Below are 13,690 nucleotides of genomic sequence, written 5' to 3'. Positions count from 1 at the left end.
GGCTACCAGATCGTCGGAATGCCGTAGCTCGGGATTTTCCGGTCCCTGGTCACCAGGGTCGCGTCCTCGATCCTGGCCTGCGCGATCATGAAGCGATCAAATGGATCCCTATGGATACGCGGCAGTCTGCCGGCCAGGACAGCGTGACGGTCGGTCAGGGGCAGCCAGTTCATATCCATCTGCTGCAGGATTGGCGTCAGTTGAGCCGGCAGGGCGGCAATGTCCCGATCGCGATCTCGCTTGAGTTCGATTTCATAAGCCACCACGGCGCTGACGAGCAGTTCGTTCTTACGGTCTGCCAGCAGGTTCTGGACGAGCGGACTGAGAAGCTCCGGAGCTCTCGCCGCCCAGATGAGCACATGTGTGTCTAGGAGCAGCTTCATTCAGGGCAGAGCGGAGCCTTCTCCCACGCCTCAAGCCAGGCTTCCATTTCGGGATCGGGGCGCAGGAAAAGGTCGGGGTCTTCCAGCGGCCCCAGATGAGCCCAAGCGCCCAGCTTGCGGGGTCCTTTCTGAGGCGTTGTCGTCGGCACGATGCGGGCCACCACCTTCCCATTCCGCGCCAGAACGACCTCTTCCCCCGCTTCCGCGCGGGTGACGAGCTCCGAGAGCTTCCCCTTGGCCTCGGCAATGTTCATCTGGATCGTCATGAACCGACACTAACACAGGTCGGAAAGTTGGTCCAACCGTCCTGGACCAACTGATCGGCTACCCCGGAAACGGCGTCGGCGCGATCTGGGCGCAGGACGCATCGAGCGTCTGGCCGTCGCCGCCCTTCAGCTTCAGATCGTTCTTGCCGTCGAGCAGGTACTGGCGCGTTCCATCGCTCAGCACCTGACCCCCGCCTTCCATCACCGCCGGCGCGCCCTTGTCCTCGGGCCCGCCGCGCGTCAGCCGCCACAGCGCCCCCTTGCGGCTCCAGCGCTGTTCGAAGGCTTCAGCCTCGTCGCCGCCGGCCGGGGTCAGGCCGCCGGCGCAGAACAGGTCGTAGCTGTCGGCCGTGATCAGCGGCTTGCCGGCCGCCTTGCTGGCGCGGCTGATCGAATACTCAGCCCAGTCCAGGTTGCCCGCCTCGCCGGCCTCGCCGTTGAACAGGAAGACCGGGGTGCCGCCCTCGTAGCCGGGGTACTGCTTGATGGCCTTTTCCATGCGCGCCTCGAAGGCGGCCCCCTGGGCGGCCTTGTCGCAGGCCCGCCAGGCGGTCATGTCGATGCCGGTCTTGCCGACCGCTTCCTCGACCCAGGCCTCGGTATTGAGCAATTGCTGGCCGTGGTCGTCCTTGTCGCGCGGCCCCTTGAGCAGCTTTGGCCGCGTGTGGAACAGGGCGTCGGCGACGACGAAATACTTGTCCTTCGGCGCGCAGCGGGCGGCGATGGCCCCCGCCTCGGCCAGACGGGCGTGGCCGGCCCGCATCTCGACCATCACCAGCCGCACCTTGCCGGTGTCGATGTAGCGGCGCTTCAGCTCCGGAAACGTCTCGCCATACCAGTCGGTGCAGTGCGGACACCCGAACGACAGGTAGGCCTGCAGGGTCACCGGCGCCTTCGGATCGCCCAGCACACGGCCCTCCGCGAAGACGGGGACCTTGGCCGGCGCCTCGGCCGCCAGCGCCGGGAGACCCCCGAACAGGGCGGAGAGCAGGAGCGCCGCGAGGGCGGGGAGGCGGGAGAGCTTCAACGCAAGGGTCCTTCGGCCAGGGTCAGCGACGCGTGTGCCGCTTCTCAAGCGCCAATCCAAGGCCTTTTTGCGGTCAGCCCCAGCCTAGCGCCACGGCGGCATTGTAGGTGAGGAACGAGGCCAGATAAGCCAGGGCCAGCATGTAGAAGAACATCACCGCCGGCCAGGTCCAGCTGTTGGTCTCGCGCTTGACCACGCCCAGCGTCGCCACGCACTGCGGGGCGAAGATGTACCAGGCCAGGAAGCTGAGGCCCGTGGCCAGCGACCACTGGCTGCGCACGATGCCTTCCAGCACCGACAGGCCCGAGCCTTCGACATCGCCGACCGAATAGATGGTGCCGAGCGTCGCCACCGCGACCTCGCGCGCCGCCATGCCGGGGATCAGGGCCACGCTCATTTCCCAGTTGAAGCCGATCGGCGCCAGGAAGGGCTGGATGGCGTGGCCGATCATGCCGGCGAAGCTGTAGTCGATGGCCGGCCCCGGGGCGCCCTCCGGCGGATAGGGGAAGGTCGACAGGATCCAGACGAGCACCATCAGCGGCAGGATGATCCGCCCGGCCCGCTCGATGAAGATCCAGGCCCGCTGCGACAGCTGGCGCAGCACCAGGCCGGCGTCGGGCGTCTTGTAGGCCGGCATTTCCATCATGAAGGGCTCGCTGCGCGTGCGCCAGAACAGCCGCTGGATGATGAAGCTGACGATCAGGGTCGAGACGATGCCGGTCGCATAGAGGCCGAACATCACCAGCCCCTGCAGGCTCATCCAGCCCCAGACCTTCTCATTGGGAATGAGCGCCGCGATGATCAGGGCATAGACCGGGATGCGGGCCGAACAGGTCATCAGCGGGGCCACCAGGATGGTGGTCAGCCGGTCGCGCTTCTGGTCGATCACCCGCGTCGCCATGATGCCGGGAATGGCGCAGGCGAGGGACGACAGCAGCGGCAGGAAGGTGCGGCCGTGCAGGCCGGCGGCCCCCATCAGCTTGTCCATCAGGAAGGCGGCCCGGGCCATGTAGCCGGTGTCTTCCAGGACGATGATGAAGAAGAACAGGATCAGGATCTGCGGCAGGAAGACCACCACGCTGCCGACCCCGGCGATCAGGCCATCGACCAGCAGGCTCTGGACCAGGCCGTCCGGCAACAGGCCCGCGACCAGCGCCCCGAAGCCCAGCACCCCGGCCTCCAGCAGGTCGGCCAGCGGCGTCGCCCAGGTGAAGACCGCCTGGAACATCAGGAACAGGATGGCGAACAGCACGGCCAGGCCGAGCACCGGATGCAGCAGCACCCCGTCGACCTTGCCGGTGAAGGTGTCCGGCCGTTCCGCCGGTTTCACATAGGTGCGCATGATGCGCTGGGCCTCGCCGTGGGCGGCGCGGATCTCCGCCGCGCTCGGCTCACGCCAGACGTTGGGGTTCTCGAGGTGCTTCTCGTAGAGCGCCTCGGCGGCGGCGATCAGGTCGTCGATGCCGCGCTTGCGGGTGGCGACGGTGGTGATCACCGGCGCGCCCAGCTCCCTGGACAGCCCCTCGACATCGATGCGCAGCCCCTGGCGCTGGGCGATATCGAACATGTTGAGGGCCAGCACGAACGGCCGCCCCACCTGCTTCAGCTCCAGGATCAGCCGCAGCACCAGCCGCAGGTTCGTCGCATCGGCGACAGCGATCAGCACGTCCGGTTCCTGCTCGCCGGTCAGGCGGCCCAGCACCGCGTCGCGGGTGACCTCCTCGTCCGGGCTGCGGGCCCGCAGGCTGTAGGTGCCCGGCAGGTCCAGCACGCTGACGCGCCGGCCGGCGGCGGTGGTCAGGTGGCCTTCCTTCCGCTCGACGGTGACGCCGGCGTAGTTGGCCACCTTCTGGCGGCTGCCGGTCAGGGCGTTGAACAGGGCGGTCTTGCCGGAATTGGGATTGCCCACCAGCGCCAGTTTCACAGGGGAATGGGGCGCCGGGCTGAGAACTGCGTCAGTCAAACTTCACCTCGATCGCCCGCGCCTCGCGCCGGCGCAGCGCCACCCGCATATCATCCAGTTTCACGGCGATCGGATCGGCCCCGAACAGCCCCTGCTCGACGATCTCGACCCGCGCCCCCTCGACGAAGCCCAGCTCCAGCAGGCGCCGCTCCAGCTCCTCCGGACCCAGCACCCCGGCGTCGGCCAGGGTCCCGTCCACGCGAACGATCACCCCCGGCCGCCCGGCCCGCGCCGCGCCCAGCGGTTCGCCCCGGGCATCGAGGCCCGAAGCGGCTCCGGACTCAGAAAAAACCTTCGACATGACCATCCCGACGAAAAGTTGCGAACCGTTATCAGGCCGGACGGGCGGTGTCGATGCGAATGAATCGCACAGAAACTTTCATGCCGCCCCCAATGCGTCGTTAAGACCTTGGACACCATGATGTTCGCTCGCCGATACTGAACCGGCGATTCGCCAGCGTGGACAGATGCGCAAGCTCAGACTCGGCCTCCTCACCGCCTTCTACATCACCGCCGCCCTCGTGGTCGCGGTGCTGGTCGGCCGTGGCCATGAGGCGGGCCTGGCCATCGGCCTGGCGACCTTCATCGGCGCGCTCGGCCTCTGCTTCGCCTTCCATGGCCTGATCGCCATGGCCCTCGACAACGCCCGCCTCAGCGACGAGATCAACACCGTCCGCGAGGCCAACCTGATCCTCGCCGACCAGCTGGAGAAGGTGGACGCCAAGCTCGGCGAGATCGTCGAGACCGTCGCCGTCGACGCCATGCGCCGCTCCGAGGCGCTGACCAGCGAGGTCCATCAGCTCGAAGACCTGGTCCAGAAGATGAGCGACCGGCTGGAAGACCAGCTCACCCACCAGGTCAGCGCCGCCCGCGGCCAGACCCGCGGCCGCAACCCGCAGTCGGCGGCCCTGCTCGACACCGTCCGTGACGCCCTGGCCGACAACCGCGTCGATCTCTACCTGCAGCCGATCGTCAGCCTGCCCCAGCGCCGCACCGTCTTCTACGAGAGCTTCAGCCGCCTGCGCGACGAGACCGGCCGCGTCATGATGCCGGCCGAATACCTGTCGGTGGCCGAGCCGATGGGCCTGGTCGCCGCCATCGACAACCTGCTCCTCTTCCGCTGCGTGCAGATCGTCCGCCGCCTGGCCCGCCAGGATCGTAAAGTCGGCATCTTCTGCAACATCAGCCTGGGCAGCCTGTCGGACGAGAGCTTCTTCCCGCAGTTCCTGGAATTCCTGTCGGCCAACAAGGACCTGGCCGGGGCCCTGATCTTCGAACTGGGCCAGGCCGCCTTTGACCAGCGCGGCCCGGTCGAGGCCCGCCACATGGCCCGCCTCGCCGACCTCGGCTTCCGCTTCAGCCTCGACAAGGTCACCGACCTCGACCTCGACTTCCAGGACCTGGCCCGGGCCGACATCAAGTTCATCAAGGTCGGCGCCCAGATGCTGCTCGACCAGCTGGAAGAGACCGAAGGCCGGCTGATCATCCGCTCCCTGCCCGATTTGCACGCCTCCGACTTCGCCCGCCTGACCCGCCGCTACGGCGTCGAGACCATCGTCGAGAAGGTCGAGAGCGAACGCCAGATCGTCGACATCCTCGACCTCGACATGGCGTTTGGGCAGGGGCACCTGTTCGGCGAGCCGAGGGCGATCCGGGATGCCATCCTGGCGGAGGCGGACATGCCGGTGGATCTGATGCAGCAGGCCATCCTGCGGCGGGCTGGCGGGCGGTAAGGGGCGGCTGAGGTCTCCACCGGCCATGCGGCGGGGCTGACAAGTACGGCACTGTCTTTTGGCCGATCCGCCGCTGGCGCGATCGCCGCCGGGGGTTCAGGCTCATGGCGGACCCCACAGCAGAGCCCGGCGCGATGAGTCAACGATCCGACAACGCAGATCCGTTGGGGCTGCTGGTCTGGCCATTGCTCCACCAGGAAGCAACCCGCGCCGCCGCAACGGATGCGGCAATGGCGAGCCTGCTGGCGGCGACGATCTTGAACGTCAATAGCCTGGGTGGCGCGCTGAGCCGCAACCTCGCTCGCAAACTCGGTGATGAGACGTTGGAGGCGATGAGTCTTGGGCGGATCATTGACGGCGTCTACGAAGCCGTCCCTTCGATCGTCGAGATGGCCGAGCATGACCTCAACGCCATCGTAGAGCGCGACCCGGCCTCCGCTGGCTATCTCAAGCCATTCCTGTTCTTCAAAGGATTCCTGGGGTTGCAGACCCACCGCATCGCGAATGTCCTGCAAGTCACGGGTCGGGAGACGTTGGCCGCCTGGCTGCAGAGTCGCTCCAGCGCACTGTTCCACATCGATATCCATCCTGCCGCCTGTATCGGCCGGGGGGTCTTCATCGACCATGGAGTCGGCGTCGTCATAGGCGAGACCGCCATCGTCGGTGACCGTGTCTCTATACTGCAGGGCGTGACCCTCGGCGGAGTCGGCTCCAATCGCGGCCACCGCCATCCCAGGATCGGGAACGGCGTCCTGCTCTCGGCCGATGCAACGGTGCTGGGCGATATCAGTATCGGCGACGACGCGAAGGTGGCGGCGGGGTCGGTCCTGCTCAGGTCTGTTCCGGCCGGCTGCACGGCCGTCGGCGTTCCCGCCAGACTGGTCAACCGCGACCCTCGCGCCGCGCCGGCCAGGACGATCGACGAGGGGCTTGTCGGTCACCAACTACCGGGTTGAGTCCCCGTTCGGCTCAGCACCGAGAATATGCCGCCGGGCGGCGTCCAGTATTTCATCAGAGAGCTGACGGTCGTCCGTGACGCGGGCGAGGAGTATGGCGCCGACCATTTCCGAGAGTGTCGAAAGAGCCTCGGCGCGCGTCTGGCCGGTTCGCGCCTCTACCGGTTGGTCCAGTCGATCCGCGTAGGACCGGATCGCCCGTGTGAAGACGCCGCGAATGGCGGGCGTTTCCCGCCGGGCTTCACCTGCCAACGCCGGCAGCAGGCAGCCTTCGCCTACACGGTCCCGCTGTTGGTGTGACAGATAGGCCCGGATGAACCGGGCCCGCGGCTCGGCGGCGCCCTCCAGATAGCCGTCCCAGAAGGCCATGGTGTCGTCGAGCGCCAAGGAACAGGCTTCCTCGATGAGCTCGGCCTTGGAGCCGAACTGTTTGTAGAAGCCGCCGTGGGTCAGGCCAGCCTCGCTCATCAGCTCGCTGATTCCGACGCCTTCGACACCCTTCTCCCGAAACAGGGCGCTCGACGTGGCGACCACGCGCTGGCGGTTCTGACGGGCCTGATCACGGCTGACACGCAAGGCCGACCTCCTGCGAAAAAAGATGTTGACTGACATCTAATCTAAAAATAGATGATGAACAACATCTAACAGGAGGGAGCTTCCGATGTCGTCCGATACCCTGACCCAGATCGAACAGGCCGTGGACCACCGCTATGCGCGCAACGGGGCCACGAAGATCCATGTGGCGACGGCCGGGGTCGGTCGGTTGATGCTGTTCATCCATGGCTTCCCGGATCACTGGCTGACCTGGCACGCGGTCATGGCGCCCTTCCTGAAGACTCACCGGGTCGCCGCCATGGACCTGCGGGGCTTCAACCTGTCGGACCAGCCGTTGAACCCCAACGCGTACGACCTGGCGTCCCTGGTCGGCGACGTGGCGGCGGCCATCGAGGCCTGCGGCGCCAAGAGCGCGGTGCTGGTCGGCCACGACTGGGGCGGCTGGCTGGCCTGGCAGGTGGCGATGATCCGGCCCGACCTGGTCGAGGGACTGGTGGTCATGGACATGCCCCACCCCTGGGCCATCGCCCGCGAACTGGCCACCAACCCCAGGCAGGAGGCGGCCAGCGCCTATGTCCGCGCCTTCCAGCAGCCGGGGGCCGAGCGGGCCACGCCGCTGGAGCGCCTTGGCGCCTGGATCACCGATCCGGCCTACCGCGTCCGCCATGACGAGGCCTTCGCCCGCACCGATCTGGGCGCGCCGATGAACTACTACCGGATGCAGTTCCCGGCTCCGCCCTATCGGGTGTGGGAATCGACGCCGCCGCCGGTCAAGGCGCCGACCCTGCTGATCCACGGCCTGGCCGACGCCTACGCCTTGCCCGAGGGCCTGAACGGGGTCTGGGACTGGGTCGAGGCGCCGCTGACGCTGCACGCCTGGCCGGGCGTCGGCCACTTCGTGCAGCAGGAACAACCGGGCCGCGTGGTGTCGGCCCTGGCCGGCTTCCTGCTGGTTCACGGCCTCAACTGACCCCCCCTTCATCACCCCAATAGCGGGAGCGACCCATGCCTCTGTGGAAAATCTATCACCCCGTCGGCGCGTATTCGCCCGAAGACAAGAAGGCCATCTCGCAGGCCCTGTCCGACGTCTATGCGCGCGGCATGCCCCGGTTCTATGTCGGCGTCGTCTTCCAGGAGGTCGCGGCCGACGACTTCTACATCGGCGGCGAGCCGCGCAACGATTTCGTCCGCATCTGGGTGGACCATATCGCCCGGACCTTCCCGTCGGACGAGGTCAAGGTCCGGTTCTTCGAGCGGATGAACAAGATCTTCGCCCCCTACGTCGCCGACCGTGGCTACGGCTGGGAGCTGCACGTCGATGAGACCCCGTTCGATCTGTGGACCATCCAGGGCTACTTCCCGCCCAGGGAAGGCACCGAGGACGAGAAGCGCTGGATGGCCGAAAACCGCGCCTCGCCGCGCACCCACGACTGAACCGGAGGATGACGATGTCACGCTATCCCAGGACCGGCCGGGTGATGGTCACCGGCGCTTCCTCCGGCATCGGGGCCGCCTATGCGCGGCGCCTTGCCGAACTCGGCTACAGCCTCACCCTCGTTGCGCGCCGCAAGGAGCGGCTGGACGAGTTGGCCGACCGTCTGCGGTCCGAAAGGGACGCTGACGTCGAGGTCCTGGTCGCCGACCTCGAGAACGTCGACCACCTGGAGAGCCTTGAGCGTCGGCTGGAGCAGGAGGCGTTTTGCGGGCTGGTGAACAATGCTGGCGCCGGCGGGCTGGGGCCGATCACCGCCGCCTCGTCGCAAGTGCTGGAGCGCAATATCCGGCTCAACGTCGTTGCCCTGGCCCGCCTGTCTCGCGCCGCCGTCGCTGGCTTCAAGGCGCGAGGAGAGGGGTTTCTGGTCAACATCGGTTCGGTCCTCGCCTTTGCGCCGTCCCCGGCGGCGGCGGCCTACAGTGGATCGAAGGCCTTCGTCCTCAACTTCACCCGGTCGTTGCAGCTGGAGTTCGCCGAGAGCGCGGTTCGCATCCAGCTCGTCATGCCCGGGCCCGTCCGAACGGAGTTCTTCAGCTCGCAGGGCATGGACGGGTCGGTGTTTCCGGACTCCAGCTATCTGTCCGCTGATCAGCTTGTCGGCGCCGCCATGATCGGGCTGGACAGGGGGGAACCGGTCACCATGCCGTCCCTTCTCGACCCTGAGGTCTGGGAAAAAATGGAGTCGCTGAGGCGGCAATTCATGGCCTCGACGCTCTCCGGACAGACGGCCGAGCACTATCGCTAGTCGTGTGAATTTCGAACCCTTCAGACAGTGTGACGAGGTAGCCGATGCGTGACGGACAGTCTTTTCTTGTGCTGGGCGCGACAGGTCTACACGGGGGAACGGGCCACTTCGTGGCGACCGAGTTGAAGGCGCGTGGCCATAACGTTCGCGCGCTTGTCCGGCGTGACGATGATCGCGCGCGGGCACTGGCCGCCCGCGGCATTGAGACCATCGTCGGTGATCTTCATGACCGTCGTTCCCTGGCGCCGGCCCTTGCTGGCGTCACCGCAGCCTACTTCACCTATCCGATCGCGGCGGGCGTGGTCGATGGAGCGGCCAATTTCGCCTCCGCCGCCCGCGAGGCGGGCCTGAAGCAGGTCGTCGTCATGTCGATGGGCGTCTCGCGGCCAGACGGCCCGTCCGAGCTTGGTCGAGCGCACTGGCTCGCGGAAGAAGTCCTGCAATGGGCTGATCTGGCGACCATCAATCTCCGGGTCGCCGCGCTATTCGCCGAGAACATCGAGTTGCTGCATCGCCAGGACCTTGCCGAGGGCGGTGTGCTGCGGAATTCGTTCGGCGACGCCCCGCTGAGCTGGATCACGGGTGATGATGCGGGCAGGCTTGCGGTGGCGGCCCTGCTCCACCCGGAGCGTCTCGAGGGCGAGACCACCATCTATCCCAGCGGTGGAGCGCAGGTCAGCCACGGCGAGATTGCGCAGGCCCTGACGGAAAAGCTGGGTCGGTTGATCCGGCATGAGACCGTGTCCCGCAGGGAATGGACCGACCTTCTCACGCAGCGGTCGCTCACGGATGCTCGGCTGAACCCGGCCATGGCGGATCATATTTCCTCTGTCGGGCTGGCCTTGCGGCGACCTATCCCGATGAACGATCTGTTCGAGCGCATCACGGGCGAAAAGCCGACGTCCATCCTCGACGTCATTCGGGCTGGCCGGTTGGGTCGTGGGCTATGATGAGGGGGAGTTGGCGCCATGGATAGGCATGAGCTGACGAAGTTCGCCGAAAACTGGATCGCGGGTTGGAACGCCCAGGATCTTGACGCCATCCTGGCTCACTACGCCGACGACGTCGTCTTCCATTCGCCGATGATCGCACGCGTCACGGGCGAAGATCGATCATCGGTCACCGGACTGGCCGCGCTCGGCGCCTACTGGCGGCAGGCGCTCGCGCTGGCGCCCGATCTGCGGTTCGAGCTGCGGACGGTGCTCCTGGGCCGGGGCGCCCTGACCATCCTCTACACCAACCAGACGGGACGCCAGGCGGCCGAGACCTTCGTCTTCACGCCTGAGGGCAAGGTGTCCCTGTCGATCGCCACCTACGCCCTGTCCTGAGGCGGCCGCTACAGCAGCCAGCCGCTCCAGTCGCCCGTCACATCGCCGTTGATCTTGACCTGGTAGTCGGCGACCCCGTTGCCATCGATGTCCAGCCGCACGGTGGTGATCCCGCCGGCGAAGGTCAGGGTCATCTCGCCGGCGTGGCGGGTGAAGCTCGCCACCTGGGCCAGGGTCCCGGCATAGGCCCCCGAGAAGTCCATGATGTCGCCCTCGGCGTCGCTGAAGTCGTAGATCTGGTCGGTCTCCAGCACGCCGCCGAAGGCGTGGGCGACACGGAAGGTATCGGCCCCCAGCCCGCCGCGCAGCAGATCGTTGCCGGCCCCGCCGACGATGGTGTCGGCCCCGTCATTGCCGTTGATCGTGTCAACGCCGGCCAGGCCGGACAGCAGGTTGTTCCCGCTGTTGCCCTGCAGGTTGTTGGCCCCGCCATTGCCGGTTCCGGCGACATTGCCCGCGCCCTGCAGCTCCAGCCCCTCGAGATTGTCCCCCAGGGTCCAGGCCAGGCCGGTGCGGACGATGTCATAGCCTTCGCCCATCAGTTCGATCGTCTGATCGCCCGCGTCATCGACGATGTAGACGTCGTTCAGCAGGCCGCCACGCAGGACGTCGGCGCCCAGGCCGCCGTCCAGGTAATCGTTGCCGTCGTTGCCGTTCAGGGTATCGACGCCGGCGCCGCCGTCCATGCGGTCGTTGCCGAGGCCGCCGATCAGCAGATCGGTCCCGATGCCGCCGAACAGCTTGTCGGAGCCGTCGCCGCCGTTCAGCTCATCGTTGCCGTCGTCGCCGTTCAGGATGTCGCTGCCGGCCCCGCCGATCAGGTCGTCCGCCCCGTCGCCGCCGTAGAGGACGTCGTTGTCGGCCCCGCCGTCGAGGATGTCGTCACCGCCCAGGCCGCTCAGCGTATCCTTGCCGCCAAGGCCCGCCAGAGAGTCCGCTCCGGCTCCGCCGCTGTAGGTCTGGTCGGCTGGCGTGCCGACGAAGGCGCCCTGCTGGCCGAAGATAACGTAGGCGGCGCCGGAGTTGGCGCCATTGGGGTCTGCGTAACCGGCGCCGATGATCAGGTCGCTCAGGCCATCGCCGTTGACGTCGCCGGCCGAGACATCGATGCCGAAATTGTCGCCCCCGAACTCCCCGTTAATCTGCACTCCCGTGGTCCCATCCAGGCTGCCCAGGCTGATGGCGGCGGCGAAGCCGGTGGTCCGGCCGAACAGCAGGTAGGCCCCGCCGGCATAAGCCGCTGTCGCATCCGAGCGATAGGCGCCGATCAGCAGGTCGTCGATGCCGTCGCCATTGACGTCGCCGGCCGCCGAAACCGACCGGCCGCTGTAGTCCCGTTCGAGGCCGTCCAGGCGGAAGCCGTTGGCGCCGTTCAGGGACGACAGGCTGAAGCTGGCGGCGAAGGCGCCTGAAACGGCGGTATTGCGGCCGAACACCACATAGGTCGATCCGGAGTAGTCGCCGCCGTTGTCGCTGGCATGGGCGCCGATGACGAGGTCGTCGATGCCGTCACCGTTGATGTCGCCGGCGGCAGCCACGCTGACGCCGGCCGCGTCCTGCGCATTGACGCCGGTCATGCGGAAGCCGTTGGCGCCATTGAGGCCGCTCAGCTGCACATCGGCGGCGAAGGCGCCCGAGACGGCCGTGTTCTTGCCGTAGACGACATAGGCGGCGCCGGTGTTGTCGCCGGCGACGTCCGAGCTGAGGGCTCCGATCAGCAGGTCGTCGATGCCGTCGTGGTTGATATCGCCCGCCGCGCTGGCGGCGAAGCCGGAGTATTCGCCGGCCGCCGCGCCCTGGATGCGGAAGCCGTTGGTGCCGTTCAGGCTGCTGAGCTCCAGGTTGGCCGCGAACGTCCCCGACACGGCTGTGTCGCGGCCAAACACCACATAGGTCGTGCCCGACAGCGCCCCGTTCGTGGCCGTGCGGTAGGCGGTGAACAGCAGGTCGTCGAAACCATCGCCGTTCACGTCGCCGGCCGCGCTGACGGTTGAGCCTCCGCCGGTCTGCGCCCCGACGCCGTTGATCTGGAAGCCATCGGCGCCGTTCAGGGTGGTCAGGTCCACCGTGCTGGCGAAGCCCCCCGCGACAGCCGTATTGCGGCCGAACAGGACCCAGGCTGCTCCCGATTGGAAATCGTTGGAGGACGCCACCGGGGTGCCGATGATCAGGTCGGCGATGCCGTCGCCGTTGATGTCGCCCGCCGCCGAGATCGCGTTACCGGTCGCGCCTGCGCTGGCGTAGGTCAGGACCTCGCCCGAAATCCGGAAGCCGTTGGTCCCGTTCAGCGTCGAAACGTTGAGGTCGGCCGGAAAGCCGCTCGTCCGGCCGAAGATCACATAGGCGCCGCCCGAGTTGGCCACGTTGCCGTCCAGGCCCGCGGCGCTGACCATGAAGTCGACGATGCCGTCGGCGTTGATGTCGCCGATCGCCGCCACCAGCCTGCCGGTATAATCGTCCACGGCCGCGCCGCTGATCTGGAAGCCATCGGCTCCGTTGAGGGCGGAGACATTGATGACGGCGGCGAGGGGCATGGATGGTGTCCGGGACAGGGTTGGCTGGCCCGCCATTGCAGCCGCCGGCCCCCATCGCCCGCAAGGGTCGAACCGGACAGTTCAGGGGGCCAAACCGGACGCCGGGGCGTCGTCACCGCCTTTGGCGAATTCGGTCTGATCATTGACCAACACGCCCCTCGCGCAGGCTGGCGCGGGCGGAGATTCTCGTCAGTCCTGCAGCCTCGGATCTCCCCCGAACGGCGCCCACGGATGACGACATGAGAACGATCGCTGAGATTTCGCCGGCGCGGACATGGCCCATCCTGGCGATGTCCCTGCTGTATCTTGCCATCCTGCTGGCCCTGGCCGGGGTCGTGACCCTCGATGTCGTGCAGGGCAGGGGGGCGGAACTCTGGATGATCCTGCTGCTGGCGGCGGCCGCCTTCACGGTGCGGGGCCTCGTCGAGCAGGGGTTTCTTTTCCTGGCGCTGTTCCACGGCAAGGGCGTGCTGTGGCTGGACGATGATCGCCTCGTCTATCTGAGCGGGCTGTTTTCGCGGACGAACGTCGCCGATATCGCCGAGGCCACGGTCGAGTCCCGCAGGCGAGGCTTTGGCAAGCTGTCCTACCTGGTCATGACCCTGACGAACGGCCGGCAGCTGTTCGTTCCCCTGCGGGTCTGCAAGCGTCCCGCGGAGGATCTGCTGCACGACATTGCCCAATTGCAGGGCCACTGACCCGCCC

15 protein-coding genes are annotated in these 13,690 nt (G+C 67.2%); 8 read left to right on the top strand and 7 right to left on the bottom strand.

Features of this window, described 5'->3' with window-relative positions:
* Window positions 1-2: 2 nt before the first annotated feature.
* The 5 genes from O5I81_RS03285 to O5I81_RS03265 all read right to left on the bottom strand — a co-directional run bounded on the left by O5I81_RS03285 (window position 3) and on the right by O5I81_RS03265 (window position 3,940).
* On the bottom strand, window positions 3-383 hold the full coding sequence (locus O5I81_RS03285; RefSeq protein WP_271067516.1) for a type II toxin-antitoxin system VapC family toxin: 381 nt from the start codon (window positions 381-383) through the stop codon (window positions 3-5).
* Window positions 380-649 (bottom strand): type II toxin-antitoxin system prevent-host-death family antitoxin, encoded by a 270-nt coding sequence (locus O5I81_RS03280; RefSeq protein ID WP_271067515.1) that lies wholly within the window; start codon window positions 647-649, stop codon window positions 380-382. The genes O5I81_RS03285 and O5I81_RS03280 overlap by 4 nt, the downstream gene beginning before the upstream one ends.
* A gap of 58 nt (window positions 650-707) precedes the next feature.
* Window positions 708-1,676, bottom strand: coding sequence for a thioredoxin domain-containing protein (locus O5I81_RS03275; protein ID WP_271067514.1), 969 nt, complete (start codon window positions 1,674-1,676; stop codon window positions 708-710).
* Between the two features lie 73 nt (window positions 1,677-1,749).
* Window positions 1,750-3,639, bottom strand: coding sequence for a ferrous iron transporter B (locus O5I81_RS03270; RefSeq protein ID WP_271067513.1), 1,890 nt, complete (start codon window positions 3,637-3,639; stop codon window positions 1,750-1,752).
* Window positions 3,632-3,940 (bottom strand): FeoA family protein, encoded by a 309-nt coding sequence (locus O5I81_RS03265; protein ID WP_271067512.1) that lies wholly within the window; start codon window positions 3,938-3,940, stop codon window positions 3,632-3,634. Before O5I81_RS03265 ends, O5I81_RS03270 begins: the two co-directional genes overlap by 8 nt.
* 166 nt (window positions 3,941-4,106) lie before the next feature.
* Between O5I81_RS03265 and O5I81_RS03260 the strand changes: the two genes are divergently transcribed.
* Window positions 4,107-5,372 carry an EAL domain-containing protein gene (locus tag O5I81_RS03260; RefSeq protein ID WP_271067511.1) on the top strand — a complete coding sequence of 422 codons (1,266 nt, stop codon included), beginning with the start codon at window positions 4,107-4,109 and terminating at the stop codon, window positions 5,370-5,372.
* A 104-nt stretch (window positions 5,373-5,476) separates the two neighbouring features.
* Window positions 5,477-6,328: a serine O-acetyltransferase EpsC gene (gene epsC / locus O5I81_RS03255; protein ID WP_271067510.1), complete on the top strand. Its 852-nt coding sequence runs from the start codon at window positions 5,477-5,479 to the stop codon at window positions 6,326-6,328.
* Here epsC and O5I81_RS03250 read toward each other — a convergent pair.
* Window positions 6,317-6,904: a TetR/AcrR family transcriptional regulator gene (locus O5I81_RS03250; protein WP_271067509.1), complete on the bottom strand. Its 588-nt coding sequence runs from the start codon at window positions 6,902-6,904 to the stop codon at window positions 6,317-6,319. The genes epsC and O5I81_RS03250 overlap by 12 nt on opposite strands.
* An 85-nt stretch (window positions 6,905-6,989) precedes the next feature.
* Between O5I81_RS03250 and O5I81_RS03245 the strand changes: the two genes are divergently transcribed.
* The 5 genes from O5I81_RS03245 to O5I81_RS03225 are packed head-to-tail and all read left to right on the top strand — an operon-like array spanning window position 6,990 to window position 10,451.
* Window positions 6,990-7,853 carry an alpha/beta hydrolase gene (locus O5I81_RS03245; protein ID WP_271067508.1) on the top strand — a complete coding sequence of 288 codons (864 nt, stop codon included), beginning with the start codon at window positions 6,990-6,992 and terminating at the stop codon, window positions 7,851-7,853.
* 35 nt (window positions 7,854-7,888) lie between these two features.
* A complete protein-coding gene (locus tag O5I81_RS03240) occupies window positions 7,889-8,317 on the top strand; it encodes a tautomerase family protein (RefSeq protein ID WP_271067507.1) in 429 nt (142 codons plus the stop codon).
* 44 nt (window positions 8,318-8,361) lie between these two features.
* Window positions 8,362-9,123, top strand: a complete 762-nt coding sequence (locus O5I81_RS03235) for an SDR family NAD(P)-dependent oxidoreductase (RefSeq protein WP_271067506.1) — start codon at window positions 8,362-8,364, stop codon at window positions 9,121-9,123.
* A 44-nt stretch (window positions 9,124-9,167) separates the two neighbouring features.
* The gene (locus O5I81_RS03230) at window positions 9,168-10,073 is read left to right on the top strand and encodes an NmrA family NAD(P)-binding protein (protein ID WP_271067505.1); all 906 of its coding nucleotides are present in this window, start codon (window positions 9,168-9,170) and stop codon (window positions 10,071-10,073) included.
* Between the two features lie 18 nt (window positions 10,074-10,091).
* On the top strand, window positions 10,092-10,451 hold the full coding sequence (locus tag O5I81_RS03225) for a nuclear transport factor 2 family protein (protein ID WP_271067504.1): 360 nt from the start codon (window positions 10,092-10,094) through the stop codon (window positions 10,449-10,451).
* A gap of 8 nt (window positions 10,452-10,459) precedes the next feature.
* On the opposite strand, the gene O5I81_RS03220 is transcribed toward O5I81_RS03225, so the two are convergent.
* Window positions 10,460-12,985, bottom strand: coding sequence for a calcium-binding protein (locus O5I81_RS03220; RefSeq protein ID WP_271067503.1), 2,526 nt, complete (start codon window positions 12,983-12,985; stop codon window positions 10,460-10,462).
* A 239-nt stretch (window positions 12,986-13,224) separates the two neighbouring features.
* Between O5I81_RS03220 and O5I81_RS03215 the strand changes: the two genes are divergently transcribed.
* Complete coding sequence (locus O5I81_RS03215) at window positions 13,225-13,683, top strand: hypothetical protein (RefSeq protein WP_271067502.1); 459 nt, start codon at window positions 13,225-13,227, stop codon at window positions 13,681-13,683.
* Window positions 13,684-13,690: the final 7 nt, after the last annotated feature.

Origin of the sequence: Caulobacter sp. NIBR1757 (assembly GCF_027912495.1) — a bacterium.
Taxonomy (GTDB): domain Bacteria; phylum Pseudomonadota; class Alphaproteobacteria; order Caulobacterales; family Caulobacteraceae; genus Caulobacter.
This window is presented reverse-complemented; position numbering and strand designations above follow the sequence as displayed.

Excerpts from the sequence above, each read along its gene's own strand:
- O5I81_RS03285 (WP_271067516.1), bottom strand. The coding sequence starts at position 383 with ATGAAGCTGCTCCTAGACACACATGTGCTCATCTGGGCGGCGAGAGCT.
- O5I81_RS03280 (WP_271067515.1), bottom strand. The coding sequence starts at position 649 with ATGACGATCCAGATGAACATTGCCGAGGCCAAGGGGAAGCTCTCGGAG.
- O5I81_RS03265 (WP_271067512.1), bottom strand. The coding sequence starts at position 3,940 with ATGTCGAAGGTTTTTTCTGAGTCCGGAGCCGCTTCGGGCCTCGATGCC.
- O5I81_RS03260 (WP_271067511.1), top strand. The coding sequence starts at position 4,107 with ATGCGCAAGCTCAGACTCGGCCTCCTCACCGCCTTCTACATCACCGCC.
- epsC (WP_271067510.1), top strand. The coding sequence starts at position 5,477 with ATGGCGGACCCCACAGCAGAGCCCGGCGCGATGAGTCAACGATCCGAC.
- O5I81_RS03245 (WP_271067508.1), top strand. The coding sequence starts at position 6,990 with ATGTCGTCCGATACCCTGACCCAGATCGAACAGGCCGTGGACCACCGC.
- O5I81_RS03240 (WP_271067507.1), top strand. The coding sequence starts at position 7,889 with ATGCCTCTGTGGAAAATCTATCACCCCGTCGGCGCGTATTCGCCCGAA.
- O5I81_RS03235 (WP_271067506.1), top strand. The coding sequence starts at position 8,362 with ATGGTCACCGGCGCTTCCTCCGGCATCGGGGCCGCCTATGCGCGGCGC.
- O5I81_RS03230 (WP_271067505.1), top strand. The coding sequence starts at position 9,168 with ATGCGTGACGGACAGTCTTTTCTTGTGCTGGGCGCGACAGGTCTACAC.
- O5I81_RS03225 (WP_271067504.1), top strand. The coding sequence starts at position 10,092 with ATGGATAGGCATGAGCTGACGAAGTTCGCCGAAAACTGGATCGCGGGT.
- O5I81_RS03220 (WP_271067503.1), bottom strand. The coding sequence starts at position 12,985 with ATGCCCCTCGCCGCCGTCATCAATGTCTCCGCCCTCAACGGAGCCGAT.
- O5I81_RS03215 (WP_271067502.1), top strand. The coding sequence starts at position 13,225 with ATGAGAACGATCGCTGAGATTTCGCCGGCGCGGACATGGCCCATCCTG.